The following is a 22069-nucleotide window of genomic DNA, read 5'->3' on the forward strand; positions in this document are numbered from 1 at the left end:
ACCCGCCCGCATTCGCGGGAGGTGACATGGCAAATCCGGTTCTGGTCGAAGTCTTGCGCGGCGCAATCGTCGAGAGTGCTCATCGCGGCGCTGTTGCCGTCTTCGACGCCGACGGCAAGCCTGTCTGGGAGATCGGCGACACGGCACAACCGGTGTTCCCGCGTTCGGCGGTCAAGGCGATCCAGGCGCTGCCGCTGGTCGAGAGCGGCGCTGCCGATGCCTACGGCTTCGGTGATCGGGAGCTGGCGCTGGCCTGCGCCTCGCATTCCGGCGAGCCGCCACATGTCGAGCTGGCGCGCGCCATGCTGGCGAAGGCCGGCTTGGACGAGACGGCACTCGAATGCGGCGCGCATTGGCCTTCGAGCCATGGAGCGACCCTGGCACTTGCCCGCGCCGGCAGCGTGCCGAACGCGCTGCACAACAATTGTTCCGGCAAGCACTCGGGCTTTCTCTGCACCTGCGTTCACAGCGGCATCGCCCATCGTGGTTACGTCAAGGCTGGCCACGCCTCGCAGGAGATGGTGCGCGAAGCGATGCAGGCGGTGACCGGTGCTGCCCATGACGCCGATCACCGCGGCACCGACGGCTGCTCGATTCCGACCTATGCCGTGCCCCTGCGCAGCTTTGCCCTTGGCTTTGCCCGCATGGCGACAGGTGCCGGGTTCGAGCCGATGCGCGCCCGGGCGGCGAAGCGGCTGCTTTCCGCCTGCATGGCCGAGCCGTTTTTCGTCGCCGGCACGGGCAGGTCCGATGTCGCGATGATGGAGGCCGCGCCGGGCCGGATTTTCGTCAAGGGAGGCGCCGAAGGTGTTTTTTGTGCAACCCTTCCGGAGCTTGGCCTTGGCATCGCGCTGAAGTGCGACGATGGCGCCGGCCGCGCCGCTGAAGTGATGGTCGCGGCCGTGCTGGCTAAGCTGCTGCACGCCGACCAGGCGCTCGCTGCGAAACTGACCGAACAGGCAAATCCGCCTATCGAGAGCCGGATCGGTGCCAAAGTCGGTGCGCTCCGGCCGACGGCCACCCTCAACTGACGTGGTTGCGCTCGACGGTCAAATGCGCGTAGCCGGCATTGCCTGATGCGGCGAGGTCACCGGTCACTCGCTCGGCCCAGCGTTGGCCGACGATCGCGCCGTTCTGGACTCCGTCGATGACATTGTCGGAGATGATTGCCGTTCCGGCACCTTCAACCACGCTGACGGCGATGCCGGTTCCGGCCTTGCGGACGATGTTTCCCGTGGCGACCACATTGCGCATGAACGGTCCCCAGCCGATCTGCATGCCGTAGAGCGGCGCATTCTCGATGACGTTGCCGGAAACGGTGGTGTCGGCCTCGACGCTGATGCCGACGCCGAAGCCGGGCGCGTCGGCAGGGTAGGGGCCGCTGGTCGACAGATTGCGGACGATGTTGCCGGAGCACACGCCCATGCGGCCGCCCTCATTGAAATTGACGATCGAAATACCGTTCGCGGCGCCATCGACGATGTTGTTGCCGATGACGGCGCCTTCGAACGAGAATTCGGAATACACGGCCGTCTCGCCCGAACGCGAGCAGGTGTTGCCGGTGATCTGCAAATTGCTGGAACTGTTGGCGCGGATCGCCGAGAACGCGCAGTCCGAGACAATATTGCCGGAGATGATGACGTTGCCGGCGCGGAACGCATTGATGCCGTTGCCGTTCTGGCCGGTTCCGCCGCTGCGCGCCTGGATGCGCTCGATCCGGTTGCCGCTGACGATGGTGCCGTCTTCAGCCGCCTGCCAGCGGTGCACGAGAATGCCGCCATTGGCGCAGTCGGAGACGCTATTGCCTGATATTTCCAGGCCATCGGCCTCGACCGAATAGATGCCGGCATCGGCCGCACCGGAAATCTCCAAGCGCTCGATGCGGCCCGAGGCGTGCTCGAGCGCCAGACCGTTCTTGCCGCTGCCGGTAAGCTGGCAATTGTCGACGACCAGATGGGCGATGCGGCGCAGATCGAGCAGGCCTTGCGTGTAGTCGCCCATCCAGCGTTTGCGGCCATCGAACACCAGCCCACTGAGTTCGATGTGCTCGGCCCGTTCGGCCATGATGAGATGGCCATTGCCGCCATAGACGATCCGCGATGCGCCCGGCACGCCGGACAGGCGCACGCGGCCGGGCAGCGACATGTTGGAAACGATATAGATCCCCGGCGGCAGGAACACCGGCATGTCGCGGTCGTGCGCGTCGCGCAGCAGCTTGGTGAAAGCCTTGCTCTGATCGTCAAGCGCACCGGGCCGGACGCCGAGCTCGGTCGCGTTGATCGCGCCACGCATCGCGGCTTTCTCGATGCTTGGCAGGTTTTTCGCCGCTGCCTTGCCGAGCGAAAGCCCCATGACGGCAAAGCCGGCGGTCTGCGCAAGCAGCGTTCGTCTGTTCAACATCGGCACAGATTCCTTGCGTTCAACGGTCGCGCCGCAGGATTCGTGCCAGACTAGCCCGGTCGAACTCGTGGTGAAAATCTGACGCTTGGCCCCTATTCGATCCTCGTTGGCTCGGCGATCACCGCATTTACCCCGTTGAAGGCAAGTTGCAGGAATGTCTGGTCGATCTCCGCCGGAGACAGCTTCGTATCCCTCTCAAGCCACCAGTGCATCACTTCAAAGAACGCGCCAACGATGAAGCGTGTGGCGATCTCAAGTCTGACTCCGCCTTGATCACCTTGGATATTCGGCAATTCATTGCGAACCTGCCTGCTTATCCAGCCGCGGATCTCTTCTGGCATTTCGCGCTTTTTCCCGCCCATCAGCGCACGGTGCATCTCCCGCATGGCATGAGCATGCTCGAACACCGGACCGCTGAAGGAAAAGCCCTTGGCGTTTCGCTGCGAATGGCGTTCGGCACCGTGTGCCTGCAGGGTCTTCAGATGGTCGTCGATCGTTGCTTTCCTCAAGCGGTCCTTGTCGGGATAGTGTGTGTAGAAAGTCGAGCGGCCGATATCGGCTTCCCTGCAGATATCCTCGACCGTGATCGCCGTATATCCCTTCTCGGCGGTCAATCTGAAAAGCGCCTGCTGCAGTCGGCTGCGGTCCTGGCGACCCGACGGTCGATCGGTCCGGCTGGCATGGGCAACATCCTTTTCCGGCCAAAGGACACCAAATCGTCCAGTATTGGGCGCGTCGGTGCGATGTGGCCAGTAAAACTGATACTGGACACACTGTCCAGTATCCTATGCTCTTGCGGAAGGCCCGGCGCGATGCCCGGCTGGCCGGAGATAAAGCAATGCACCAACGTCTTTTCGGAACAATAGTCGGAGGGCATGCGTTAGTCGCGCTCGTCAAAGTGGCCGTGGTGCTCGCGGCATTTTTCTCGTTGGGACAGGCAAATGCGGTCTTTTCCTTGGGAGTTCCCGTCCTCCTGCTTCATGCTGGTGCACTCGTCGTAGTCGCGAGCTTATTGATATGGCAAAGCGCTCACGGGCGGCTGTCCGCCAAGGACCGCAGACCGGCCGCCGGCGAGGAGAAGGCGCTGCATGTCGGCATCACGCTTCATTCCGCCGCCCTGTACGATATGCTGGCGTGGCTTCTGACCTTCGGTCGCGAACGTGCTTTTCGCGAAAGGATATTAAGCTTTGCGGAGCTGAAACCGGGAGAAGTGGTCCTGGATGTCGGGTGCGGCACCGGCACCACCGCGCTCCTTGCCAGACAAAAAGTGGCGCCGGAGGGGCGCGTGCACGGCGTCGACGCCTCCGCCGAAATGGTTGCGCGCGCGACGGCAAAGGCCCGGCGAGCCGGGCTACAAGTCGGGTTCTCGACCGCCACCGCTCAGGAACTGCCTTTCAAGGATGGGGAATTTGATGTCGTCCTCAGCACGCTGATGTTCCACCATCTTCCAAGGAAGGGCCGCGAGGATTTCGGCAGAGAAGCCTTCCGCGTCCTGAAGGCGGGCGGTCGCGTGCTTATCGTCGATTTTGCAAAACCGCCGCGCCGGAAGAGCACCTTTCGGCTCCACCGGCATGGTTACGTCGATTTGGACAAAGTTGCAGCGGATCTCGGCCGGCACGGCTTCAATATCGTTGAGCAAGGCGACGTCGGAACCAAGGGGCTCCGCTACCTAGTTGCGCAACCGGACCTTAGCCTTGCGGCCCGCGAAGCGCGATAGTGCGCCAAGTTGAGGCATTCGCATGCTCAGCTTTATACCCCAAGCAGCTGTCTAATCTCGGGTACTGAACCCAGATCTTCACCATTAGCCTCTTCATCAGCAATGGCTTGTGGAGTCGCCATTCCAAGCCTAAGTTCGTCGGATGAGCAGGGCCTTCACCCGCGAGGAAGACAGCGAAAACGCCATTGCCGGCATCGGCGAGCGGCCGATCAGCCATCACCGCAATCTGGTCACGGAACGCGGCATGGCGCTGATCGATGCCGAGGTGGCCGCTCTGCGCGACGAACTGGGCAGAGCCGAGAAGAGGGCCGACCGCGAGCGCATCGCGCTGGTGTCGCGTGATCTCCGCTACTGGACGGCGCGGCGCGAAAGCGCCGAGCTTTCGGTGCCGGAACCGGGCAGCGACATGGTTCGCTTCGGCATGGGCGTCACGCTGGAAAGCCACGACGGCAAGAAGGTGCACTGGAAGATCGTCGGCGAGGATGAGGCAAATCCCGCCAAGGGGACAATTTCCCATATGTCGCCGATGGCGATGGCGCTGTTCGGCAAGAAGGTCGGCGAAGTTGCCGTGGTCAATGGCAAGGAATGGGAGATCGTCAAGCTCTCCGACAGTTAGTCTTCGAGCTTGACGACATGATCGCGGAAGAACGCTGCGGCGCCGGCCTCGTCGATTTCGCCGGCGGCGACGCCCATGACGAATTCGTAAAGCATGCCGTCATTGGCCGACAGGGCATAACCATTCACAATCAGAAATGCGCCGGCCGCGACAATGGCGGTGCGTTTGTTGCCGTCGACAAAGGCATGATTTCTGGCAATGCCGAAGACATAGGCGGCTGCGAGTTCCTCAACCGACCGGTCTCCGTAGTTGGCCTTGTTTTCGGCGCGAGCGCCCGCCGATTCGAGGGCATTTTCATCCCTCAAGCCTTGTGCTCCGCCGTGTCGGCGCAACTGCTCCGCGTGCATGGCTTCGACTGCACGCCTCGTCAGAAGTTCCCAGCTCATTCGGCGAGCTTCTGAAGCGCGACCTTGTATTTATCCATCACCTCGCGGGCGGCTTTCATTTGCCGCTCGAAGCTGTCGTCCACCGGCCTCAGCGCAAAACCGTCACCTGTTTCAACGATTTGAAGCTGGTCGCCGGCCTTCAGGTTCAGACGATCGAGAAGTTCCCTCGGCAGGATCACGCCTTCGGAATTGCCGATCTTGCGAATGGTCGTGTTCATGGTGAGGCATCCTGTTGCAACGCTGATTATAACGCAGTGTGTTTCTTGTTACAACAGACATTATAACAAGGCGTCAGCCGGCCTGCAGCAGCCGGTCCATCAGCCGCTCCGCCGCTTCCGGGATGACCGTGCCGGGCGGGAAGATTTCAGTGGCGCCTGCCTGCCGGACTGCGTCGTAATCCTGCGGCGGGATAACGCCGCCGGCGACTATCAGCATGTCGTCGCGGCCCAACTTCTTCAGTGCAAGCTTGAGTTCGGGAATGAGCGTCAAATGGCCCGCAGCCAGCGACGAGGCGCCGACGATGTGCACGTCATGCTCGACTGCCAGTCTGGCGATCTCGTCCGGCGTCTGGAACATCGGCCCGACGGTGACGTCGAAGCCTAGGTCGGCAAAGGCGGTGGCGATCACTTTCTGGCCGCGATCATGGCCGTCTTGCCCCATCTTGGCGACCAGAATGCGCGGCTTGCCGCCGGACCTCTCCTCGAACGCGACGATCTTGTCCTGCAGCCGGTCGACCACCGGATTGTCGCCGAGCGCGTTGCGATAGACGCCGGAGATCGTCTGCACCGAGGCGACATGGCGGCCGAAAACCTTTTCCAGCGCCAGCGAAATCTCGCCGACCGTGGCGTTGGCGCGTGCGGCCCGGATGGCGAATTCCAGCAGGTTTCCGTTACTCCCGGCAGCACGGGTCAGCGCATCGAGCGCGCTCTCGACGGCGGCGACGTCGCGCGTACCTTTCAGCCGCTGCAGCTTCGACAATTGCCGTGCCCTGACCTCGGCATTGTCGATCTTCAGCACGTCGACTTCGATGTCCGTGCCGGGACGGTGGGCATTGACACCGACCACGATCTGTTCGCCGGAATCGATGCGCGCCTGGGTGCGCGCGGCAGCCTCTTCGATGCGCAGCTTCGGTAGGCCCTTTTCGATCGCCGCGGCCATGCCGCCGAGGCTCTCGACCTCCTCGATATGCGCAAGCGCACGCGCCGCCAGATCATGTGTCAGCCGTTCGACATAGGCGGAGCCGCCCCACGGGTCGATAATGCGCGTCGTGCCGGATTCCTTCTGCAGGATGAGCTGTGTGTTGCGGGCGATGCGGGCCGAATGGTCGGTCGGCAGCGCCATTGCCTCGTCGAAGGAATTGGTGTGCAGCGACTGCGTATGGCCTTGAGTGGCGGCCATCGCCTCGATCATGGTGCGGATGATGTTGTTGTAGGGATCCTGCGCCGTCAGCGACCAGCCCGAAGTCTGGCAATGGGTGCGCAGCGACAGCGAGCGCTCGTCCTTCGGCGAAAAGTTCTTCAGCATTAGGCTGGCCCACAATACGCGCGCTGCTCTCAGCTTGGCGACTTCCATGAAGAAATTCATGCCGATCGCCCAGAAGAAGGAAAGGCGCGGCGCGAAACGGTCGATGTCGAGGCCGGCCGCGACGCCGGCGCGGGCATATTCGATACCGTCTGCAATCGTGTAGGCGAGCTCGAGATCCGCCGTCGCTCCCGCCTCCTGCATGTGATAGCCGGAGATCGAGATCGAATTGAACTTCGGCATGTGCTTCGACGTGTAGGAAAAAATGTCCGACACGATCCGCATCGAAGGTTTTGGCGGATAGATGTAGGTGTTGCGCACCATGAACTCTTTCAGGATGTCGTTCTGAATGGTCCCGGTGAGGTCCTTCTGCGCAACGCCCTGTTCCTCCGCCGCGACGATATAGAGCGCCATGATCGGCAGCACCGCGCCGTTCATCGTCATCGATACCGTCATCTCGTTAAGCGGGATGCCGTCGAACAGCTGGCGCATGTCGAGAATGGAATCGATGGCGACGCCGGCCATGCCGACATCGCCGGCGACGCGCGGATGGTCGCTGTCGTAGCCGCGGTGCGTGGCGAGATCGAAGGCGACCGACAGGCCTTTCTGGCCGGCGGCAAGGTTGCGCCGGTAGAAGGCGTTGGACTCTTCGGCCGTCGAGAAGCCGGCATATTGCCGGATCGTCCAGGGTTGCTGGACATACATCGTCGGATAAGGGCCGCGCACGAAAGGCGGCAGGCCTGGATAGGTATCGAGGTGCGGCAAGCCCTTGAGATCGCCCTGGTTGTAGAGATGCTTGACGGCGATTCCTTCCGGCGTCATCCGCTGGCCTTTGATCTCGACCGGCGCCCGCCGTGGCGGCGACCAGGCGATCTGGCTGAAATCCGGGATCATGGCACGGCTCCGATCGACTGATCGATGCGGATCGGAAATAGCGGCTCGCACACCGCAACGCCTTCGGTGAAGGCAGGCCGCCGCTCCGCCGCCAGCGTCTCGACCGGACGCTCGGTCTTCGACGGGTGCAGCGTCGTGCCGACGATCGCCCGTTCGCCCGCCTGGTAGGCTGTGTTGCGGCGGGCGGAAGCTGCCTGGACGCGCCTCTGGATGTGGCCTTGCTCAAGGCTGGTCAGCACGCCGCCTTCCGCCTCGATCTGCTGGAACTCCTGCCAGGCCGCCGCGCAGAGCTCCGCAGTCAGCGCTTCGACGGCCCCCGAACCGCAAACCGGATCGGCGACGTGGTCGATATTGCTTTCATTGGCCATGATCAGTTGCGCGTTGCGGGCAACGCGGCGGGCAAAACCCGCGGGCAGGCCGTGCGCGATCGTGTGCGGCAGGATGGCGATCGAATCCGCGCCGCCGGCGGCAGCGGCAAAAGCGGCAATGGTGGTGCGCAGGATGTTGGTTTCCGGATCGGCCGCCGTCATCATCCGGAAGGATGTTTCGGCATGGATGCTGGCGGTGGAGGGCGGTATCGAGCAGGCCTCCTGGACACGCGCCCACAGCCTGCGCAACGCCCTGACCTTGGCCGTCGAAACGAACTGGTCCTGGTCGACGCTGAGCGCAAAACCGATATGCGGCGCCGCGTAGACGAGCGGCTGGCGCGCCTTCTCGAACAGCCTCAAATAGGAGACGGCCGAGGCGAGCATGGTGCCAAGCTCCTGCGCCTCGGTGGCGCCGGCATTGTGGAATACCCGCCCGTCGGCCTCCAGCAGCACGCCGGGCACACCCATCGAAAAGAAATGCGCCAGCGATTGCGGCATCGAAGCCTGCAAAGCCTCGATCGACATGCGCAGCCTGCCGGTCCCGGCAAAGATCGCCGCCGGATCGATGCCGAAGGAGAGGTTGAGCTTTGCCGGGTCGGAGCGGCGCTTGGTCAAAAACGCCACCAGCCAGTCGGCCACGGCACGGCTCCAGGGATGGGCGTCGATGCGGATCTGGATGCGGTTGAGCGGCACGCCGTCGAGCACGCCCTCCAGCGCCTCCGCCGTCCTCGGCAAGCCATAGCCGAAGGCGTTCGGCGCACCCTCGAAGACAAGCGACAGTCCGGTGGCACCCTGCGCGACGTCTTCCAGCGCCTGCGCACTGGCGCGGCCTATGTCCGGATCGTCGATGCGCTGGCTGACGATCCACGGTGATCCCGGGTTGGCGCGCACGACAGGCTCGGCGGTTACCGAACGCTCGTAGAGCGGCTCGATGCGGATGGCGTCGTCCGTATGCGAGACGAGCTTTTCCTCGAAGGACCCGCCGGCCAGCGCCTTCTCCGCCAGCGCCAGCCATCGTTGCCGGTCGACGTTCGGAAGTTCGGCATCCTGGGTCAAGGCACCGGCGCCCATCGGTTCTCCTCGTTCTAGCGGCCGCAGCGGCCGACTATGTCAGTCTACGGTCCCCGGCCCGATATCACAATGCAGCACACATGCGGTGCAACTCGCCTTCCGTGACGGTGACCGTCAACCGATTGCCAAACATGGGCAGGTTCCGCAAGCTCCAAAAGCCATTTTCGACGGTGCCCATTGTCGCTGCGCAATGGCCTCACTATACCTGCGGCGGGGCTCCCTTTTCTTCAAGGGATCAGGGCATTCAACCCTATAGGTTTGCGGAGAGACCGGACACATGGCCGACGATACCAGTATCTTCATAGGGGCCAGCCGCAAGCCGGACGACAGTTATCAGCGGCCCGAACAGCTTTTGCTGCAATATGGCAATCGTCATGGCCTGGTCACCGGCGCGACCGGCACCGGCAAGACGGTGACCCTGCAGATATTGGCCGAGGGTTTCTCAAATGCCGGCGTGCCGGTATTCTGCGCCGACATCAAGGGCGACCTGTCGGGTATCGCTATGATGGGCACAGCGCAGGATTTCCTGGTCAAGCGGGCCGAGCAGGTCAAGCTCGATCCCTATGAATTCCAGGAATTCCCGGTCATCTTCTGGGATCTGTTCGGCGAGCAGGGCCACCCGATCCGCGCCACCATCTCGGAGATGGGGCCGCTGCTTCTGTCGCGGTTGATGAACCTTTCCGAGGCGCAGGAAGGCATCATGAACATCGCCTTCCGCATCGCCGACGAGGAAGGCCTTCTGCTGCTCGATTTGAAGGACCTGCAGTCACTGCTGGCCAATATCGCCGACCGCGCCGAAGAGATCGGCGCCCGCTACGGCAATGTGACGAAGCCTTCGGTCGGCGCGATCCAGCGCACGCTGCTGGTCCTGGAGCAGCAGGGCGCTGCCAATTTCTTCGGCGAGCCGGCATTGCGGATATCCGACATCATGCGCACCACGCGCGATGGACGCGGCGCCATCAGCGTGCTCGCCGCCGACAAGCTGATGATGAATCCGCGGCTCTATGCGACGTTCCTTCTGTGGCTGATGTCGGAACTGTTCGAGGAACTGCCGGAAGTCGGCGACCCGGACAGGCCGAAGCTGGTCTTCTTCTTCGACGAGGCGCACCTTCTGTTCGACGACGCCCCGAAGGTGTTGGTCGACCGCGTCGAGCAGGTGGTCCGGCTGATCCGCTCGAAGGGCGTCGGCGTTTATTTCGTCACGCAAAATCCGCTGGATATCCCCGAAACGGTGCTGGCCCAGCTCGGCAACCGCGTGCAGCACGCACTCCGTGCCTACACGCCGCGCGAACAGAAGGCCGTCAGGACGGCGGCCGAGACGTTCAGGCCTAATCCCGACTTCGACTGCGCAACCGTGATCACGCAGCTCGGCACCGGCGAGGCGCTTGTCTCGACGCTGGAAGCCAAGGGCGTGCCGTCCATGGTGCAGCGAACGCTGATCCGCCCGCCGTCATCGCGCCTTGGCCCGATCACGCCCGACGAGCGCCGCAAGCTGATCACCGAGAGCCCGGTTGCGGGACAATACGATCAGACCATCGACCGCGAATCGGCCTTCGAGATGCTGCAGAAGAAGGCCAAGGACGCCCAGGAGGCACAGGCGCAGCAACAGGAAAGCGGCCGTTCGCGCTGGACCATTCCCGGCTTCGGCAATGACGATCCCCAGCCGACCGGCGGCCGCCGCGCGCCGCGCCCCTCCAACCGTCAGACCGTTGCGGAGGCGGCGATCAAATCCATCGTGCGCTCGGTCGGCTCGTCGGTCGGACGGGCGATCGTCCGCGGGATTTTGGGGAGCTTGTCCAGGGGCAGGTGAGGGGCATCGCACCGAAGGGCGGGCATCTGTGTTGGCAAATTCTGTCTTGCACATCAAGTGCCGGTGGCCAGATCTGAAGGACAGCGGACGGCGGCTATGCGCCCATAGCTGCCGTCGGACCGTCTGCAAAAGTGTAAACGCGTATCGGCGGTAGCTAGTTCAGCGTCGCCAACAGGCGCGCGGCAGCCTTCAAATCTTCCGTACTCGCGCCTTCTACGAAATGCTCCGCAACCGATTGCAAGAGCTCGCGAGCGCCGTCGATCTCGCCTCGCCCAGCCATCAACGTTGCCATATCAATTGCGGTTCGCAGCTCCCATGCCCGCGCGCCTTGACTCCGGCTCAACTCCAGTGCCTGCATTAGGGATGCGCCGACCTCGTCGCGATTGCGTTCCGACAGTTGTTGGAGAAGAAGGCCTCCCTTCATCCGCAGCAACTCCGGAAGGTACAATTGGTCACCGTTCTTTTCGACTTGACCAACTGAATCACCGATCAGCGCGACTGCTTCGTCGACCCGACCGATCGCGGATAGTCCTCTAACCAGCGAGAGGTTGAGCTCGGTCGTGAGCAATTCGTAAGGTGCTGCGTGGAGGTTTTGGAGAGAACTCTGGAGGCCCCCGACCCCACCTGTCGCATCCCCGTGCCGGATTGCGACTTCGCTTTTGAATCCCCGACCGACCAGCAGATAAGGGGCCATGGAATGGGACTCGGCGCGGGAAATCAGCATGTCGATGTGTGCCTCCGCGCTCTCCAGTTCCCCGGCCCACAGGAACACCGATATTCCCCAGATCAGGGCGATCGCCAGAGTCAGCGAGTGGTCCATGGCGGCGGCCTCTTCGACGGCCTGTCGAGCACGTTCCATGGCTTGGTCCGGATGGCCTTGCAGCCAAAGGTTCCTCGCCAGGATAGCCTTGGCCAGGATTTTGCCCTCGAAACCGAGATAGACCGTTGTGGTTCGCTGAGAGCGTGGCCCACGATCCAGCGCTGCCTCAAGCTCCGCGCGGGCTTCGGCCAGGTCACCACGAAGGTGAAGCGATATCCCCAGAATGGTATGCGCCAACGCAATCGCGACCGGATCCTCCAGGGTCGCGGCTATGGCTGAACAGCGTTTTGCAAACTGGAGGGCGGTCACGAAGTTGCCTGTCCGCAGGTGGAACATGTTGAGCGGACCCAGCAGGCGCACTTGATCCAACGTATCACCGCGTTCTTCGGCGATCGCCAGGCTTTTCTCCAGGGCGACGCGCGCCGCATCACGCCCTCCCCGCATGAACATCAGGGACACACCCAAGGCTGCCTGGAGATGCATCTCGTCAAGTCCGCCAAGAGCGGCATCGTCGAGAGCGAATATCGCGCGTTCTGACCAGCGATGACACTCCGGCAACAAGGACATCGCCAGGAAAACAGGCGCGGCAGCAGTGGCAAGTCCGATGCCGATATCGGCGTTTCCGCCCTCGCCGAAGCACCATTCCAGAGCGGCCCGCACATTGTTGATGGCGGCGAAGTGAGGAGCCCGCTCCTCGCCGGTCGCCAGACCTGGCCACTCGATACCTGTTTGCTCAAGCCATCTTCGATAGTAGGCGGCGTGGCGCACCGCCAGATCGGCGGCCTCGGCGTCATCTATGCTGATATCGAGGACGTAGGCGCGCGTGGTATCCAGGAGCCGATAGCGCATCATCGCTCCGAGCGGGCGCGTCGCTATGATCGACTTGGCAACAAGACTATCCATGGCATTAAGAACCGTCGATCTGTCGAGGGCAGCGCTTGTGACGACTTCCAAGACCGCATCGAGCGTGAAATGGCCAAGGAATACAGCGAGCCTGCGAAGCACTGCGCGCTCCAGGTCGGTAAGTAGCCCAAAGCTCCAATCCAGCGTGGCCTGCAGGGTCTTTTGACGCGGTGGCGCGGTCCGCGATCCCAGCCACAGCAAAGTCAGACGTTGATCGAGAAGCGCGGCGGTTTGTTGCAATCCATAAGACTCGACCCGCCGGGCCGCCAACTCGATTGCAAGCGCCACACCGTCAAGCTTTCGACAGATGCTTGCGACGATCAGGGCCTCCGCATCGCTGACATCCAAGCGCGCGCCACTTGCCACCGCGCGCTCCACGAACAGTTGAATGGCCGGGAACGTCTGGACAACCGCCGCCGTAAGCCTTGGGTCGTCTGGCGGACAGGCAAGGGCATCCAATCGGTAGATATGCTCGCCTTCGACCCGAAGCGCTTCGCGACTTGTTGCCAGAATGTGGACCTGCGACGCCGCGTCGATGATGCTTGCGGCCAGAGGCGCCACCGCATCGACGAGATGCTCGCAGGTGTCGAGGATCAAAAGCATCCGCTTGTTGCGCAGGTAGGCGATCAGACTGGGCGTCGCGTCACTCGATTGAACCGACAGCCCAAGCATGGAGGCGACGGCTGTCGTCACCAGGTCGGGATCGCCGAGCATTCCCAGGTCGACGAACAGCACAGCGCCCGCGAAGCCGTCAATGAGGTGATGTCCGACCGCGATCGCGACGGTGGTTTTGCCGACGCCGCCCGCGCCAACGATTGTGACGAAGCGCGACGCATTCAGTCGAGCCGACAGCTGAAGAACGTCGTCGTCCCGGCCAACCATTCGGCCCAAGCGGCTCGGAAGATTCGCGTGCGGAAAACTGGCGGCAGCTGCAGGCTCTTCATCGCGCGGACCGCCGATCTGCGAGACGGGCGCGATGAAGCAATAACCCCGCCCTGGTAGTGTCGCGATGTATCGTGCGCCGTCCTTTCCGTCACCCAGCGCCTTGCGGAGCCTGGTCATGTGAAACCGCAGGCTGCCTTCCTCGACTACGACATCGGGCCAAACCCGCGACATCAGATCCTTTTTGCCGACGATTTCATTCGGCGTGGAGATCAGGGCAATGAGAATGTCCAGTGCACGCGAGCCCAGCGCCAAGGGAGCGCCGTCTTTTGTGACGAGCCTTTCGCGCGCAACCAGATGGAAAGGACCGAACGACAGTCCGTCCTTGGCCTGACCTGCCACTATCGTCATGGCGCTTCTCTCGGAGCCGCCCGCCACCAAGCCGATAGTCTAAGTCAAGTACAACACCTGCACCATAGGCGAACGGTGGCAGGACCCCGCTGCCCGGAGCCACCAGCGCTGACAGCCACTAACAGGGGGCTCACAACACATAACGGGCGATTCTCGTCCTGCGGGCGTAAGTTTTCGGCAGCACCGAGCACCCCCCAGGAGAGACCCATGAATACGACCAAGACTCCCGAACTAATCGATCAGGACCGCCGCCTGGTTTTGAGCACGGCCGCAATGGGCATTGCCGCCGTAGGTACTGCCAGCCTGCTCCCATCGGTCGCCGCAGCCGCGGGCGATGCGATCCGGCCCTTCAAGGTCAGCTTTCCTCAGGAGGAAATCGACGAGCTTAGCCGACGCGTCGCCGCGACCCGCTGGCCGGACCAGGAGAATGTGGCTGACGACACCCAGGGCGTGCAGCTCGCCACAATGCAGAAGCTCGCGAAGTACTGGGCGACGGATTACGACTGGCGCAAGATGGAGACCCGGCTCCATGCCCTGCCGCAGTTCATCACCGAGATCGACGGGCTGGACATCCACTTCATCCATGTCCGCTCCAGGCATGAGAATGCATTGCCGGTAATTATCACGCATGGCTGGCCTGGCTCGATCATCGAGCAGTTGAAGGTCATCGAGCCGCTCACCAATCCAACCGCCAACGGCGGGAGCGAAGCGGACGCATTTCATGTGGTGATCCCCTCGCTGCCTGGTTACGGCTTCTCAGGCAAGCCGACCGCACCGGGATGGACACCTGTCCGCATCGCCAAAGCGTGGGCGATGCTGATGCAACGCCTCGGTTACACGAGATACGTCGCGCAGGGCGGCGACTGGGGCAACGCCGTGTCGGAGACGATGGCGCTGCAAGAGCCTCCGGGCTTGCTTGGCATCCACACCAACATGGCTGCCACCGTGCCCGCCGACATCTCGAAGGCGCTTGCCGCCGGCGGCCGGGCGCCCGCCGGCCTCTCGCCCGACGAGAAGCGCGCCTGGGACCAGCTCGACGATTTCTACAAGAACGGGCTGGGCTACGCGATCGAGATGAACAATCGCCCGCAGACGCTCTACGGCATCGTCGACTCGCCGGTTGGTCTCGCAGCCTGGATGCTCGACCACGACATCCGCAGCTACGAGCTGATCGCACGCGTCTTCGACGGGCAGCCGGAAGGGCTGACGAAGGACGATATCCTGGACAATGTCACGATGTACTGGCTGACCAACACGGCGATCTCCTCGGCGCGTCTTTACTGGGACAACGCGCACCACCCGACGGGAGGCTTCTTCGACCCCAGGGGCATCAAGATCCCGGTCGCTGTGAGCGCCTTCCCGGACGAGATCTACCAGGCGCCGGAGACCTGGGCTGAAAAGGCGTATCCGAAGCTTATCCATTACAACCGGCTCCCCAAGGGCGGCCATTTCGCAGCCTGGGAGCAGCCCGCGGCCTTCACCGCCGAACTCCGGACGGCATTTCGTCCGCTGCGCCAGCAAATCTGAACCCCTCACAGGGTTCCGCTTGCAGTCACACCTGCTCGACTGTCCAAGGCAACCCGATTGAACCCGGGACAAAGGAGAACGCCATGTCAGCAATCGCGCACTCTTCCGCATCGCACGAACCCATCACGAAGATGGCAGCCCCCGTCGAGGACCATGAAATCGTCGATTCAAGCTTTACGGCTATCATCAACGCGCCGATCGAGAAGATTGACATTCCCAACTGGTGCTTCGCGCTGTCCGAACATGAATATCAGGGGTGTTCGCCTGCCCACATAGCGGCGGGTTTCACGACGGCGCCGGATGGCAAGCGCATGTCGATCAATGTCGAGATCATCGGCGGCAGCCTGATGGTGCAACACTATGTCGAGACGCTTGGCCGCAAGGATCACCTCATCCTGGAGTCGGTTTCAGACCTCTTCACGCCTACGGGCCGCACCACGATCCATGTGCGTTGGGAGCTGAGCGTCAAGGCTATCGACAGTCGCCGATGTGAGTTTACCAACCACGTCCGGTCCTGGGCCACGAAGGAATTCATGGCCTTCTTCGAGCGCCAGGGCATCCCGTTCGAGGTGCTTCGGTCACAGCGCCAGCCCATGTCGATCGCTCACAACAAGGGCGAGACGCCGCTTTTTGCGGCCAGCATCGAACGAGCCGCGCTCAGGAACTGAGCGGCAGCATCTTTCTTGTGATGTAGCCGCTCCATGGAGGAGGCACAATGACGAGGCACGCACATGACCGGGAGGTCACCGCACTTTTGGTGATCGATCCGTACAACGACTTCATTTCCGATGGGGGCAAGATATGGCCCCGCATCCGGGCTGTCGCAGAGGCGAACGGCTGCGTGCCTCACATGCTGCAAGTCCTGAATGCCGCGCGTCAAGCTAAGCTTCGCGTCTTCTATGCAATGCATCATCGATACCGTCCGGGCGACTATGAGACATGGACTTACGTCGCGCCCGTCCAGAAGAGAGCATGGAAGAGCAAGAGCTTTGAATACGGCACCTGGGGCGGCGAGATTCGGTCCGAGTTCGAGCCCAAGCCAGGCGAAACTGTCGCGACCGAACATTGGTGTTCCAGTGGGTTCGCCAATACGGATCTGGATCTGCAGCTGAAAAGGCACGGAATCCAGAAACTCATTGTCATCGGACTGATCGCACACACCTGCGTCGAAGCGACCGTTCGCTTCGCCGCCGAGCTCGGCTACGACGTAACCATGGTGAGGGACGCGACGGCAGACTACTCGGATGAGGAGATGCACGCGGCTCTCGACATCAACATGCCGAACTACGCCAGCGCGATTGTCACGACAGACCAAATCATCGACTCGATTTCTGCCGTCCAGACCTCGGCCGCCGAGGCGTAGGTGATGATCGATCTCACACGCGAGGGAATGGCCAACCGTGCGCATCTCACTCTGCACTCCGGCGGACCGTTTCCGTGCGCTCGACGCGTCAAAATACGTCGAAGAGAACTTGGCTCTGGCCGACATGCAGCAGAGAGATCCAGAACAGGCTCGGTCATTACGTGGCAACGATCGGGCAGGACCAGGTCCCACCCAACTGGAAAGAAAACGACCATGTCAGACATCGCAACGGCCCGTCAGGGCGAAAAGACCTCCGACACCGCAAGCGCACGTCCCGTCGACCTGAAGTTCGAGGTTGTCGTTATTCCGGTCGCAGACGTCGACCGCTCCAAGCAGTTCTACGAGGGCCTCGGCTGGCGGCTCGATGCCGACTTCGCGGTCGGCGACATGTTCCGGGTTGTGCAGTTCACGCCTCCGGGCTCGCCTGGCTCGATCCACTTCGGCAAGGCGTCACCTCGGCCGCGCCGGGGTCGACACAGGGTCTCTATCTCATCGTGTCCGACATCGTAGCGGCGCGCGCCGAGCTCATCGCTCACGGTGCAGATGTGAGCGAAGTGTTCCACCGTGCCGGTCCGGGACAGCCTGCTGTCAATGGTCGGGACCCGGAGGGACGCAGCTACGTCTCCTTTGCAACGTTCAGCGATCCCGACGGGAACGGCTGGCTGCTCCAGGAGATCACCACCCGGTTTCCGGGCCGGATCGACTCGAAGGCGACGAGCTTCGCCTCCGAGGGCGACCTGGCCGCCGCAATGCGGCGCGCGTCGGTCGCCCACGGAGAGCACGAGAAGCGGACCGGCGGCCAGCGTGACGAGAACTGGCCGGACTGGTACGCCGAATACATAGTGGCCGAGCAGTCTGGCGAGGAACTGCCGCAGTAGGAAGAGCTTCCAGACGGCGGCACACTGGCGCCGTATTCGTTCGCGGCCTGCGGAGATCGTGGCGACCTGACGGCCTTTATCGGAGGAAATCATGAGTACCGCAGCCATCCCCACTCAGCGCGAACCTGAACTTCTTGGCCAGACCGTCGTCGTCATCGGCGGTAGCGCCGGCATCGGTCTGGAGACCGCCCGGCGTGCCCGCGCCGAAGGCGCCCGCGTCATCCTCACCGGACGCAATCGCGACCGCCTCGATCAAGCAGCGTGCGAGATTAGCGCTGAGGGCACCGCCGCCTTCGACGCCAATGATGCGACCCAGCTGAAGTCGTTCTTTCAAGATCTGCCGGACTTGATCGACCATGTGATGGTTACTGCCGGCGCTCCCCATTATCGCTCTCCCCTCGAAATTCCTCCCGAGGAGGCACGACACGATCTCACGGACCACCTATTGCTCGCGCTCAATGTGGCACGCAGCGCCGCTGGCAAGGTCGGGTCGGCCGGCTCACTGATATTCATGGGCGGCACGGGCGCACGCCGCCCAAAACCAGGCCTCGCGATCGTCTCGACGGTTACCGTCGCGTTCCCCGCGCTCATCGCCAATCTCGCGCTCGAGCTCGCGCCGATACGCGTCAACCTGATCGCCGCAGGCTTCGTCGACACGCCACTGTCGGCGTCGCTGCTCGGCGACAACCTCGACAAGCGGCGCGATGAACTGCGCGCGACGCTGCCAATCCGACGTGTCGTCGGACCGGCTGATGTCGCCGCGCTCGCCGTTCACATCATGAGCAACACGGCGCTGACGGGCGCGACATACGACCTCGACGGCGGCCAGCAGCTCGTCTCGTGACTACGCAGGAACAAAGCACATTGCCTCATCACAAAGAGACATCACTATGAACACGATCAGTGTTTGCGACAAAATCGATGAGCGCCGCCGTCGCCTGATCGGTGCAGCCGCAATGGGCATGACGCTTGCCGAACTCGGCATGACCGCGACAGCGAGGGCGGCGCCCATTGGAGTCGACCAGACGACGGCGTCTGCGATGCACACTGCAAAGAACTCGTTCGGCGAACCCAGGCAGATCGATGCCGGTGTCCTTAATGTCGGCTATGCAGAGGCCGGCCCTGCCGACGGTGCGCCCGTTATCCTTCTCCATGGCTGGCCTTACGACATCCACACATATGTCGACGTTGCGCCCATTCTGGCGGCGAAAGGCCGCCGCGTGATCGTGCCCTACCTGCGCGGATACGGCACGACGCGGTTCCTGTCGGACGAGACGATGCGCAATGGTCAGCAGTCGGCCATCGCTGCCGACATCGTCGCGCTGATGGATGCGCTGGGTATCGAGAAGGCGACGATTGCCGGCTGCGACTGGGGCGCTCGGACGGCGAACATCATCGCCGTCCTGTGGCCGGAACGCTGCAAGGCGATGGTCTCGGTGAGCGGCTATCTCATCGGCAACCAGCAAGCCGGCAAACTGCCGCTGCCGCCGAAGGCCGAGCTGCAATGGTGGTACCAATATTACTTCGCTACCGATCGCGGCCGTGTCGGCTACGAGAAATATACGCGCGATTTCGCCAGGCTGATTTGGCAGCTCGCCTCGCCGCAATGGAATTTCGATGAGCCCACGTTCGAGCGGAGTGCTGCGGCCTTCGACAATCCGGATCACGTCGCGATCGTCATCCACAATTATCGCTGGCGGCTCGGCCTGGCAGAAGGCGAGGTGCAATATGATCCACTGGAGCAGCGGCTTGCTCAGGCACCCGTCATCTCCGTGCCCACGATGACGCTCGAGGGCGACGCCAATGGCGCGCCGCATCCGGACGCCAGCGCTTACGCCAAGATGTTTTCAGGCAGATATAGCCACCGGGTAGTCATGGGCGGCATTGGACACAACCTACCTCAGGAAGCACCACAGGCCTTTGCCGACGCCGTTGTCGAGGTCGACGCGTGATCGAGTTCGCGGCGCCGCCCCTCCGGCAGGTACGACAACCACCAAAAGAATGCCTATGAACCCGATCGCAAGGGTTGTTTACACGGCCAGGACCGCAACCACAGGTGGCCGCGAGAATGGCGCCTCGCGCAGCTCTGATGGCCTTCTGGACATCAGGCTTTCCATACCCGGATCGGCGCGCATCGGCACCAACCCGGAGCAACTGCTTGCAGCCGGCTGGTCGGCCAGCTTCGCAAGCGCGGTTGCGTCTGTGGCTCACGAACAAAAAATTATGCTGCCGGCCGGAGTGAGAATCGATGCCGAGGTTGATCTAAATCTCGGGGACGACGGCTACTCTCTCAGCACTCGGCTCAACGTCAGCCTGCCTGGCGTGGAGTACAATACCGCACGAGCCCTGATCGACGAGGCGCACGACATTTGTCCGTACTCGAAAGCGACGCGCGGCAACGTGCAAATTGCGATCAACCTGCTCTGAGTGGATTGCATCGATCGTTGAAGCAATTGGCATGGCCAGGGTTACATTTTGGATCATTCCTTCGCGCCAAGGTCTACAAAAACCTGCCACGGCATCGCACCTGTCAGAGCGCATCCAGCACAAATACGGTCAGGATGACAGGAGGGGTATCCCTCCGATCACCGTGATAATCCCTTCTGAGCGCGAAATGTCCGCTCCGGGGTCATGAGCTGTCACTGGTGGCGTCTGCACACAGGTGCGGCAAAGTCCGCCTCAACCTAAGCATCAAATCCAAAGGCGGGCACCGGCACGGGCAAGCCGACGCTCGGCAAAACCAGCAGGAGCCGTGAGCAATCCCGCCTGTGCTTCCGTCAGCTCAGAAGATCGAGTCTGTGATCGCCTTGACCGGGCCGAGCAGGATCGATCCTTCCGGCACGCCGGCGTCGATCGGGATGGCTTTGCGGTTTGCTGTCGCCACCATCGGCTGGCCGATATCGGCCGTCACCACGACCGGGGTCTTGTTCGGCACTCGGTCGTAGAGATCGATAATGTCCTGGTTCATCAGGCGAACACAGCCCGACGACACCGATTTGCCGATCGACCGCCATTCCGGCGAACCGTGCAAGCGGTAGAGCGTGTCCTGGTTGCCCTGGAAGAGATAGAGCGCCCGCGCGCCAAGCGGGTTCTTGAGCCCACCGGGCATGCCGCCATTGTCGGCGCTGTACGGTCTTAGTTCGGGCTGGCGGGCGATCATTTCGTCCGGCGGCGTCCATTTCGGCCATTTCTGCTTCCATTGGACCACCGCATCGCCCGACCATTCGAAGCCGGCGCGGCCGAGGCCGACGCCATAGCGGATCGCCTGGCCGCCCGGGCGCACCAGATAGAGGAAGTGATTGGTGGTGTCGACGACGATGGTGCCCGGCTGCTGCCCGGTCGGATCGTCAACGATCTGGCGCAGGAACTGCGGGTCGATCTTGTCGACCGGTATGGCCGGCAGCTCGAAGCCGCCATCCGACATCGGCCCATACATCGTCACATAGTCGCCAAGCGCCGGCTCGACATAGGTCGGCGGCGGCGGCTCGACCGGCTGTTGCGACAGCGTGGTGCAACTGGAGACCGCGACCGAGGCGGCGCCAAGGGCTGCTGCGTTGAGGAAACCGCGACGGCTCAGGCGCAGAGAGGACGATGGGGGTGTGAACATGATTGCCTTTTTTAAGTCTCAAATCGCAACAAAGCATGAATGCGCCCGGTTGCGCGCGGTTGCCCGAGCAATGCCCGGCGCGATAGGCGGTTCCAATTCTGGCCGCAGGGTGGACAAACAAAGGCAAAGCTGTGACTGGATCGTCACTGTTGCGCCGACGCAACATTCCGGTGTCACCCCCCGGCGACCAGACCTTCAAGGGACGGCAGGATCAGGGCCGGTGGAAAATCCCGGTATTCCTCTGGCTGATTGGCGCGGTTGATCCACACCGTCCTGAAGCCGAATTTGGTGGCGCCGGCGACGTCCCAGCGGTTGGATGACTGGAAAGAGACAGCGCCCGGATAGAGGCGCCAGCCCGTGGTGACCATGTCGTAGACCGACGGATCGGTCTTGAAGCGCTTGACGCTGTCGACGGAATAGATGTCGTCCAGGACCTGGTCGAGCGCGGCGGATTTGACGGCCGCTTCCAGCATCTCAGGCGAACCGTTGGACAGGATCGCCAGCCTTGCCCCCGATGCCTTGAGCGCCTTGAGCACGGCCGGTACCTCCGGATAGCAGTCCAGCCGCCAATAGGCCTCGAGCAGCTTCGCCCTCAGCCCGGCATCGGCGGATGGAACCTTGCGCAGGGCGAAGTCGAGGGCCTGCTCGGTGAGCTGCCAGAAATCGGCATAGGCCCCCATCAGCGTCCTGACCCAGGAATATTCCAGCTGCTTGGCGCGCCAGATATCGGACAGCAACTGGCCGTCCGGCCCGATCTGGTCGGCGTGACGGCGCACGGCCGCATGCACGTCGAACAGCGTGCCATAGGCGTCGAAAACGTAAGCCGCGAACTGCATTCGACAGTTTTGAGGCCGCGTAAGGCAAGGCGCAAGCGCTGATTGCAGTCCGCCAGCCC

Annotated in this window: 19 protein-coding genes and 1 pseudogene; 11 read left to right on the forward strand and 9 right to left on the reverse strand. The window is 62.7% G+C overall.

Annotated elements, in window-relative coordinates; all coding sequences use genetic code 11:
- Positions 1–26: 26 nt before the first annotated feature.
- Entirely contained in the window at positions 27–1031 is a 1005-nt protein-coding gene (locus NKH28_RS18230; RefSeq protein ID WP_352470972.1) for an asparaginase, read from the forward strand.
- On the opposite strand, the gene NKH28_RS18235 is transcribed toward NKH28_RS18230, so the two are convergent.
- Both NKH28_RS18235 and NKH28_RS18240 read right to left on the reverse strand, forming a co-directional pair.
- The gene (locus NKH28_RS18235) at positions 1024–2400 is read right to left on the reverse strand and encodes a TIGR03808 family TAT-translocated repetitive protein (protein WP_352470973.1); all 1377 of its coding nucleotides are present in this window, start codon (positions 2398–2400) and stop codon (positions 1024–1026) included. The genes NKH28_RS18230 and NKH28_RS18235 overlap by 8 nt on opposite strands.
- A 92-nt stretch (positions 2401–2492) precedes the next feature.
- Positions 2493–3014 carry a TetR/AcrR family transcriptional regulator gene (locus NKH28_RS18240; RefSeq protein ID WP_352979889.1) on the reverse strand — a complete coding sequence of 174 codons (522 nt, stop codon included), beginning with the start codon at positions 3012–3014 and terminating at the stop codon, positions 2493–2495.
- 224 nt (positions 3015–3238) lie between these two features.
- On the opposite strand from NKH28_RS18240, the gene NKH28_RS18245 reads away from it, so the two are divergent.
- Together NKH28_RS18245 and NKH28_RS18250 are read left to right on the forward strand one after the other, a co-directional pair.
- Entirely contained in the window at positions 3239–4117 is an 879-nt protein-coding gene (locus NKH28_RS18245; RefSeq protein ID WP_352979891.1) for a class I SAM-dependent methyltransferase, read from the forward strand.
- Positions 4118–4259: 142 nt separating this feature from the next.
- On the forward strand, positions 4260–4733 hold the full coding sequence (locus NKH28_RS18250) for a GreA/GreB family elongation factor (protein ID WP_352490814.1): 474 nt from the start codon (positions 4260–4262) through the stop codon (positions 4731–4733).
- Here NKH28_RS18250 and NKH28_RS18255 read toward each other — a convergent pair.
- The 4 genes from NKH28_RS18255 to NKH28_RS18270 all read right to left on the reverse strand — a co-directional run bounded on the left by NKH28_RS18255 (position 4730) and on the right by NKH28_RS18270 (position 8973).
- A complete protein-coding gene (locus tag NKH28_RS18255; protein WP_352683826.1) occupies positions 4730–5119 on the reverse strand; it encodes a type II toxin-antitoxin system death-on-curing family toxin in 390 nt (129 codons plus the stop codon). The two genes, NKH28_RS18250 and NKH28_RS18255, sit on opposite strands and share 4 nt — an antisense overlap.
- Positions 5116–5337 (reverse strand): AbrB/MazE/SpoVT family DNA-binding domain-containing protein, encoded by a 222-nt coding sequence (locus NKH28_RS18260; RefSeq protein ID WP_352470978.1) that lies wholly within the window; start codon positions 5335–5337, stop codon positions 5116–5118. The genes NKH28_RS18255 and NKH28_RS18260 overlap by 4 nt, the downstream gene beginning before the upstream one ends.
- 73 nt (positions 5338–5410) lie before the next feature.
- Complete coding sequence (scpA, locus tag NKH28_RS18265; RefSeq protein WP_352540734.1) at positions 5411–7534, reverse strand: methylmalonyl-CoA mutase; 2124 nt, start codon at positions 7532–7534, stop codon at positions 5411–5413.
- Positions 7531–8973, reverse strand: coding sequence for a methylmalonyl-CoA mutase subunit beta (locus NKH28_RS18270; protein WP_352614924.1), 1443 nt, complete (start codon positions 8971–8973; stop codon positions 7531–7533). Before NKH28_RS18270 ends, scpA begins: the two co-directional genes overlap by 4 nt.
- A 277-nt stretch (positions 8974–9250) precedes the next feature.
- On the opposite strand from NKH28_RS18270, the gene NKH28_RS18275 reads away from it, so the two are divergent.
- A complete protein-coding gene (locus tag NKH28_RS18275) occupies positions 9251–10783 on the forward strand; it encodes a helicase HerA-like C-terminal domain-containing protein (protein WP_352540736.1) in 1533 nt (510 codons plus the stop codon).
- A 154-nt stretch (positions 10784–10937) separates the two neighbouring features.
- On the opposite strand, the gene NKH28_RS18280 is transcribed toward NKH28_RS18275, so the two are convergent.
- Positions 10938–13799, reverse strand: coding sequence for an ATP-binding protein (locus tag NKH28_RS18280; protein WP_352470982.1), 2862 nt, complete (start codon positions 13797–13799; stop codon positions 10938–10940).
- Positions 13800–14006: 207 nt separating this feature from the next.
- Here NKH28_RS18280 and NKH28_RS18285 point away from each other — a divergent pair, with 207 nt between their 5' ends.
- The 7 genes and pseudogenes from NKH28_RS18285 (at position 14007) to NKH28_RS18315 (ending at position 19994) form a co-directional block, all read left to right on the forward strand.
- Positions 14007–15326 carry an epoxide hydrolase family protein gene (locus NKH28_RS18285; protein ID WP_502904286.1) on the forward strand — a complete coding sequence of 440 codons (1320 nt, stop codon included), beginning with the start codon at positions 14007–14009 and terminating at the stop codon, positions 15324–15326.
- A 131-nt stretch (positions 15327–15457) separates the two neighbouring features.
- Positions 15458–15994, forward strand: a complete 537-nt coding sequence (locus tag NKH28_RS18290; protein WP_352471106.1) for a hypothetical protein — start codon at positions 15458–15460, stop codon at positions 15992–15994.
- 47 nt (positions 15995–16041) lie between these two features.
- Positions 16042–16689 carry a cysteine hydrolase family protein gene (locus NKH28_RS18295; protein ID WP_352501766.1) on the forward strand — a complete coding sequence of 216 codons (648 nt, stop codon included), beginning with the start codon at positions 16042–16044 and terminating at the stop codon, positions 16687–16689.
- 213 nt (positions 16690–16902) lie between these two features.
- A pseudogene (locus tag NKH28_RS18300) lies at positions 16903–17567 on the forward strand (VOC family protein).
- A 91-nt stretch (positions 17568–17658) separates the two neighbouring features.
- On the forward strand, positions 17659–18411 hold the full coding sequence (locus tag NKH28_RS18305; RefSeq protein WP_352470985.1) for an SDR family oxidoreductase: 753 nt from the start codon (positions 17659–17661) through the stop codon (positions 18409–18411).
- Between the two features lie 46 nt (positions 18412–18457).
- Entirely contained in the window at positions 18458–19519 is a 1062-nt protein-coding gene (locus NKH28_RS18310; RefSeq protein WP_352979893.1) for an alpha/beta fold hydrolase, read from the forward strand.
- Between the two features lie 55 nt (positions 19520–19574).
- The gene (locus tag NKH28_RS18315; protein ID WP_352470987.1) at positions 19575–19994 is read left to right on the forward strand and encodes an Ohr family peroxiredoxin; all 420 of its coding nucleotides are present in this window, start codon (positions 19575–19577) and stop codon (positions 19992–19994) included.
- A gap of 355 nt (positions 19995–20349) precedes the next feature.
- On the opposite strand, the gene NKH28_RS18320 is transcribed toward NKH28_RS18315, so the two are convergent.
- Positions 20350–21174, reverse strand: a complete 825-nt coding sequence (locus NKH28_RS18320) for a L,D-transpeptidase (RefSeq protein ID WP_352540739.1) — start codon at positions 21172–21174, stop codon at positions 20350–20352.
- Between the two features lie 173 nt (positions 21175–21347).
- Positions 21348–22010 carry a haloacid dehalogenase type II gene (locus NKH28_RS18325; protein WP_352470989.1) on the reverse strand — a complete coding sequence of 221 codons (663 nt, stop codon included), beginning with the start codon at positions 22008–22010 and terminating at the stop codon, positions 21348–21350.
- Positions 22011–22069 lie beyond the last annotated feature (59 nt).

This window comes from Mesorhizobium sp. M1227 (genome assembly GCF_040318315.1).
Taxonomy (GTDB): Bacteria; Pseudomonadota; Alphaproteobacteria; order Rhizobiales; family Rhizobiaceae; genus Mesorhizobium.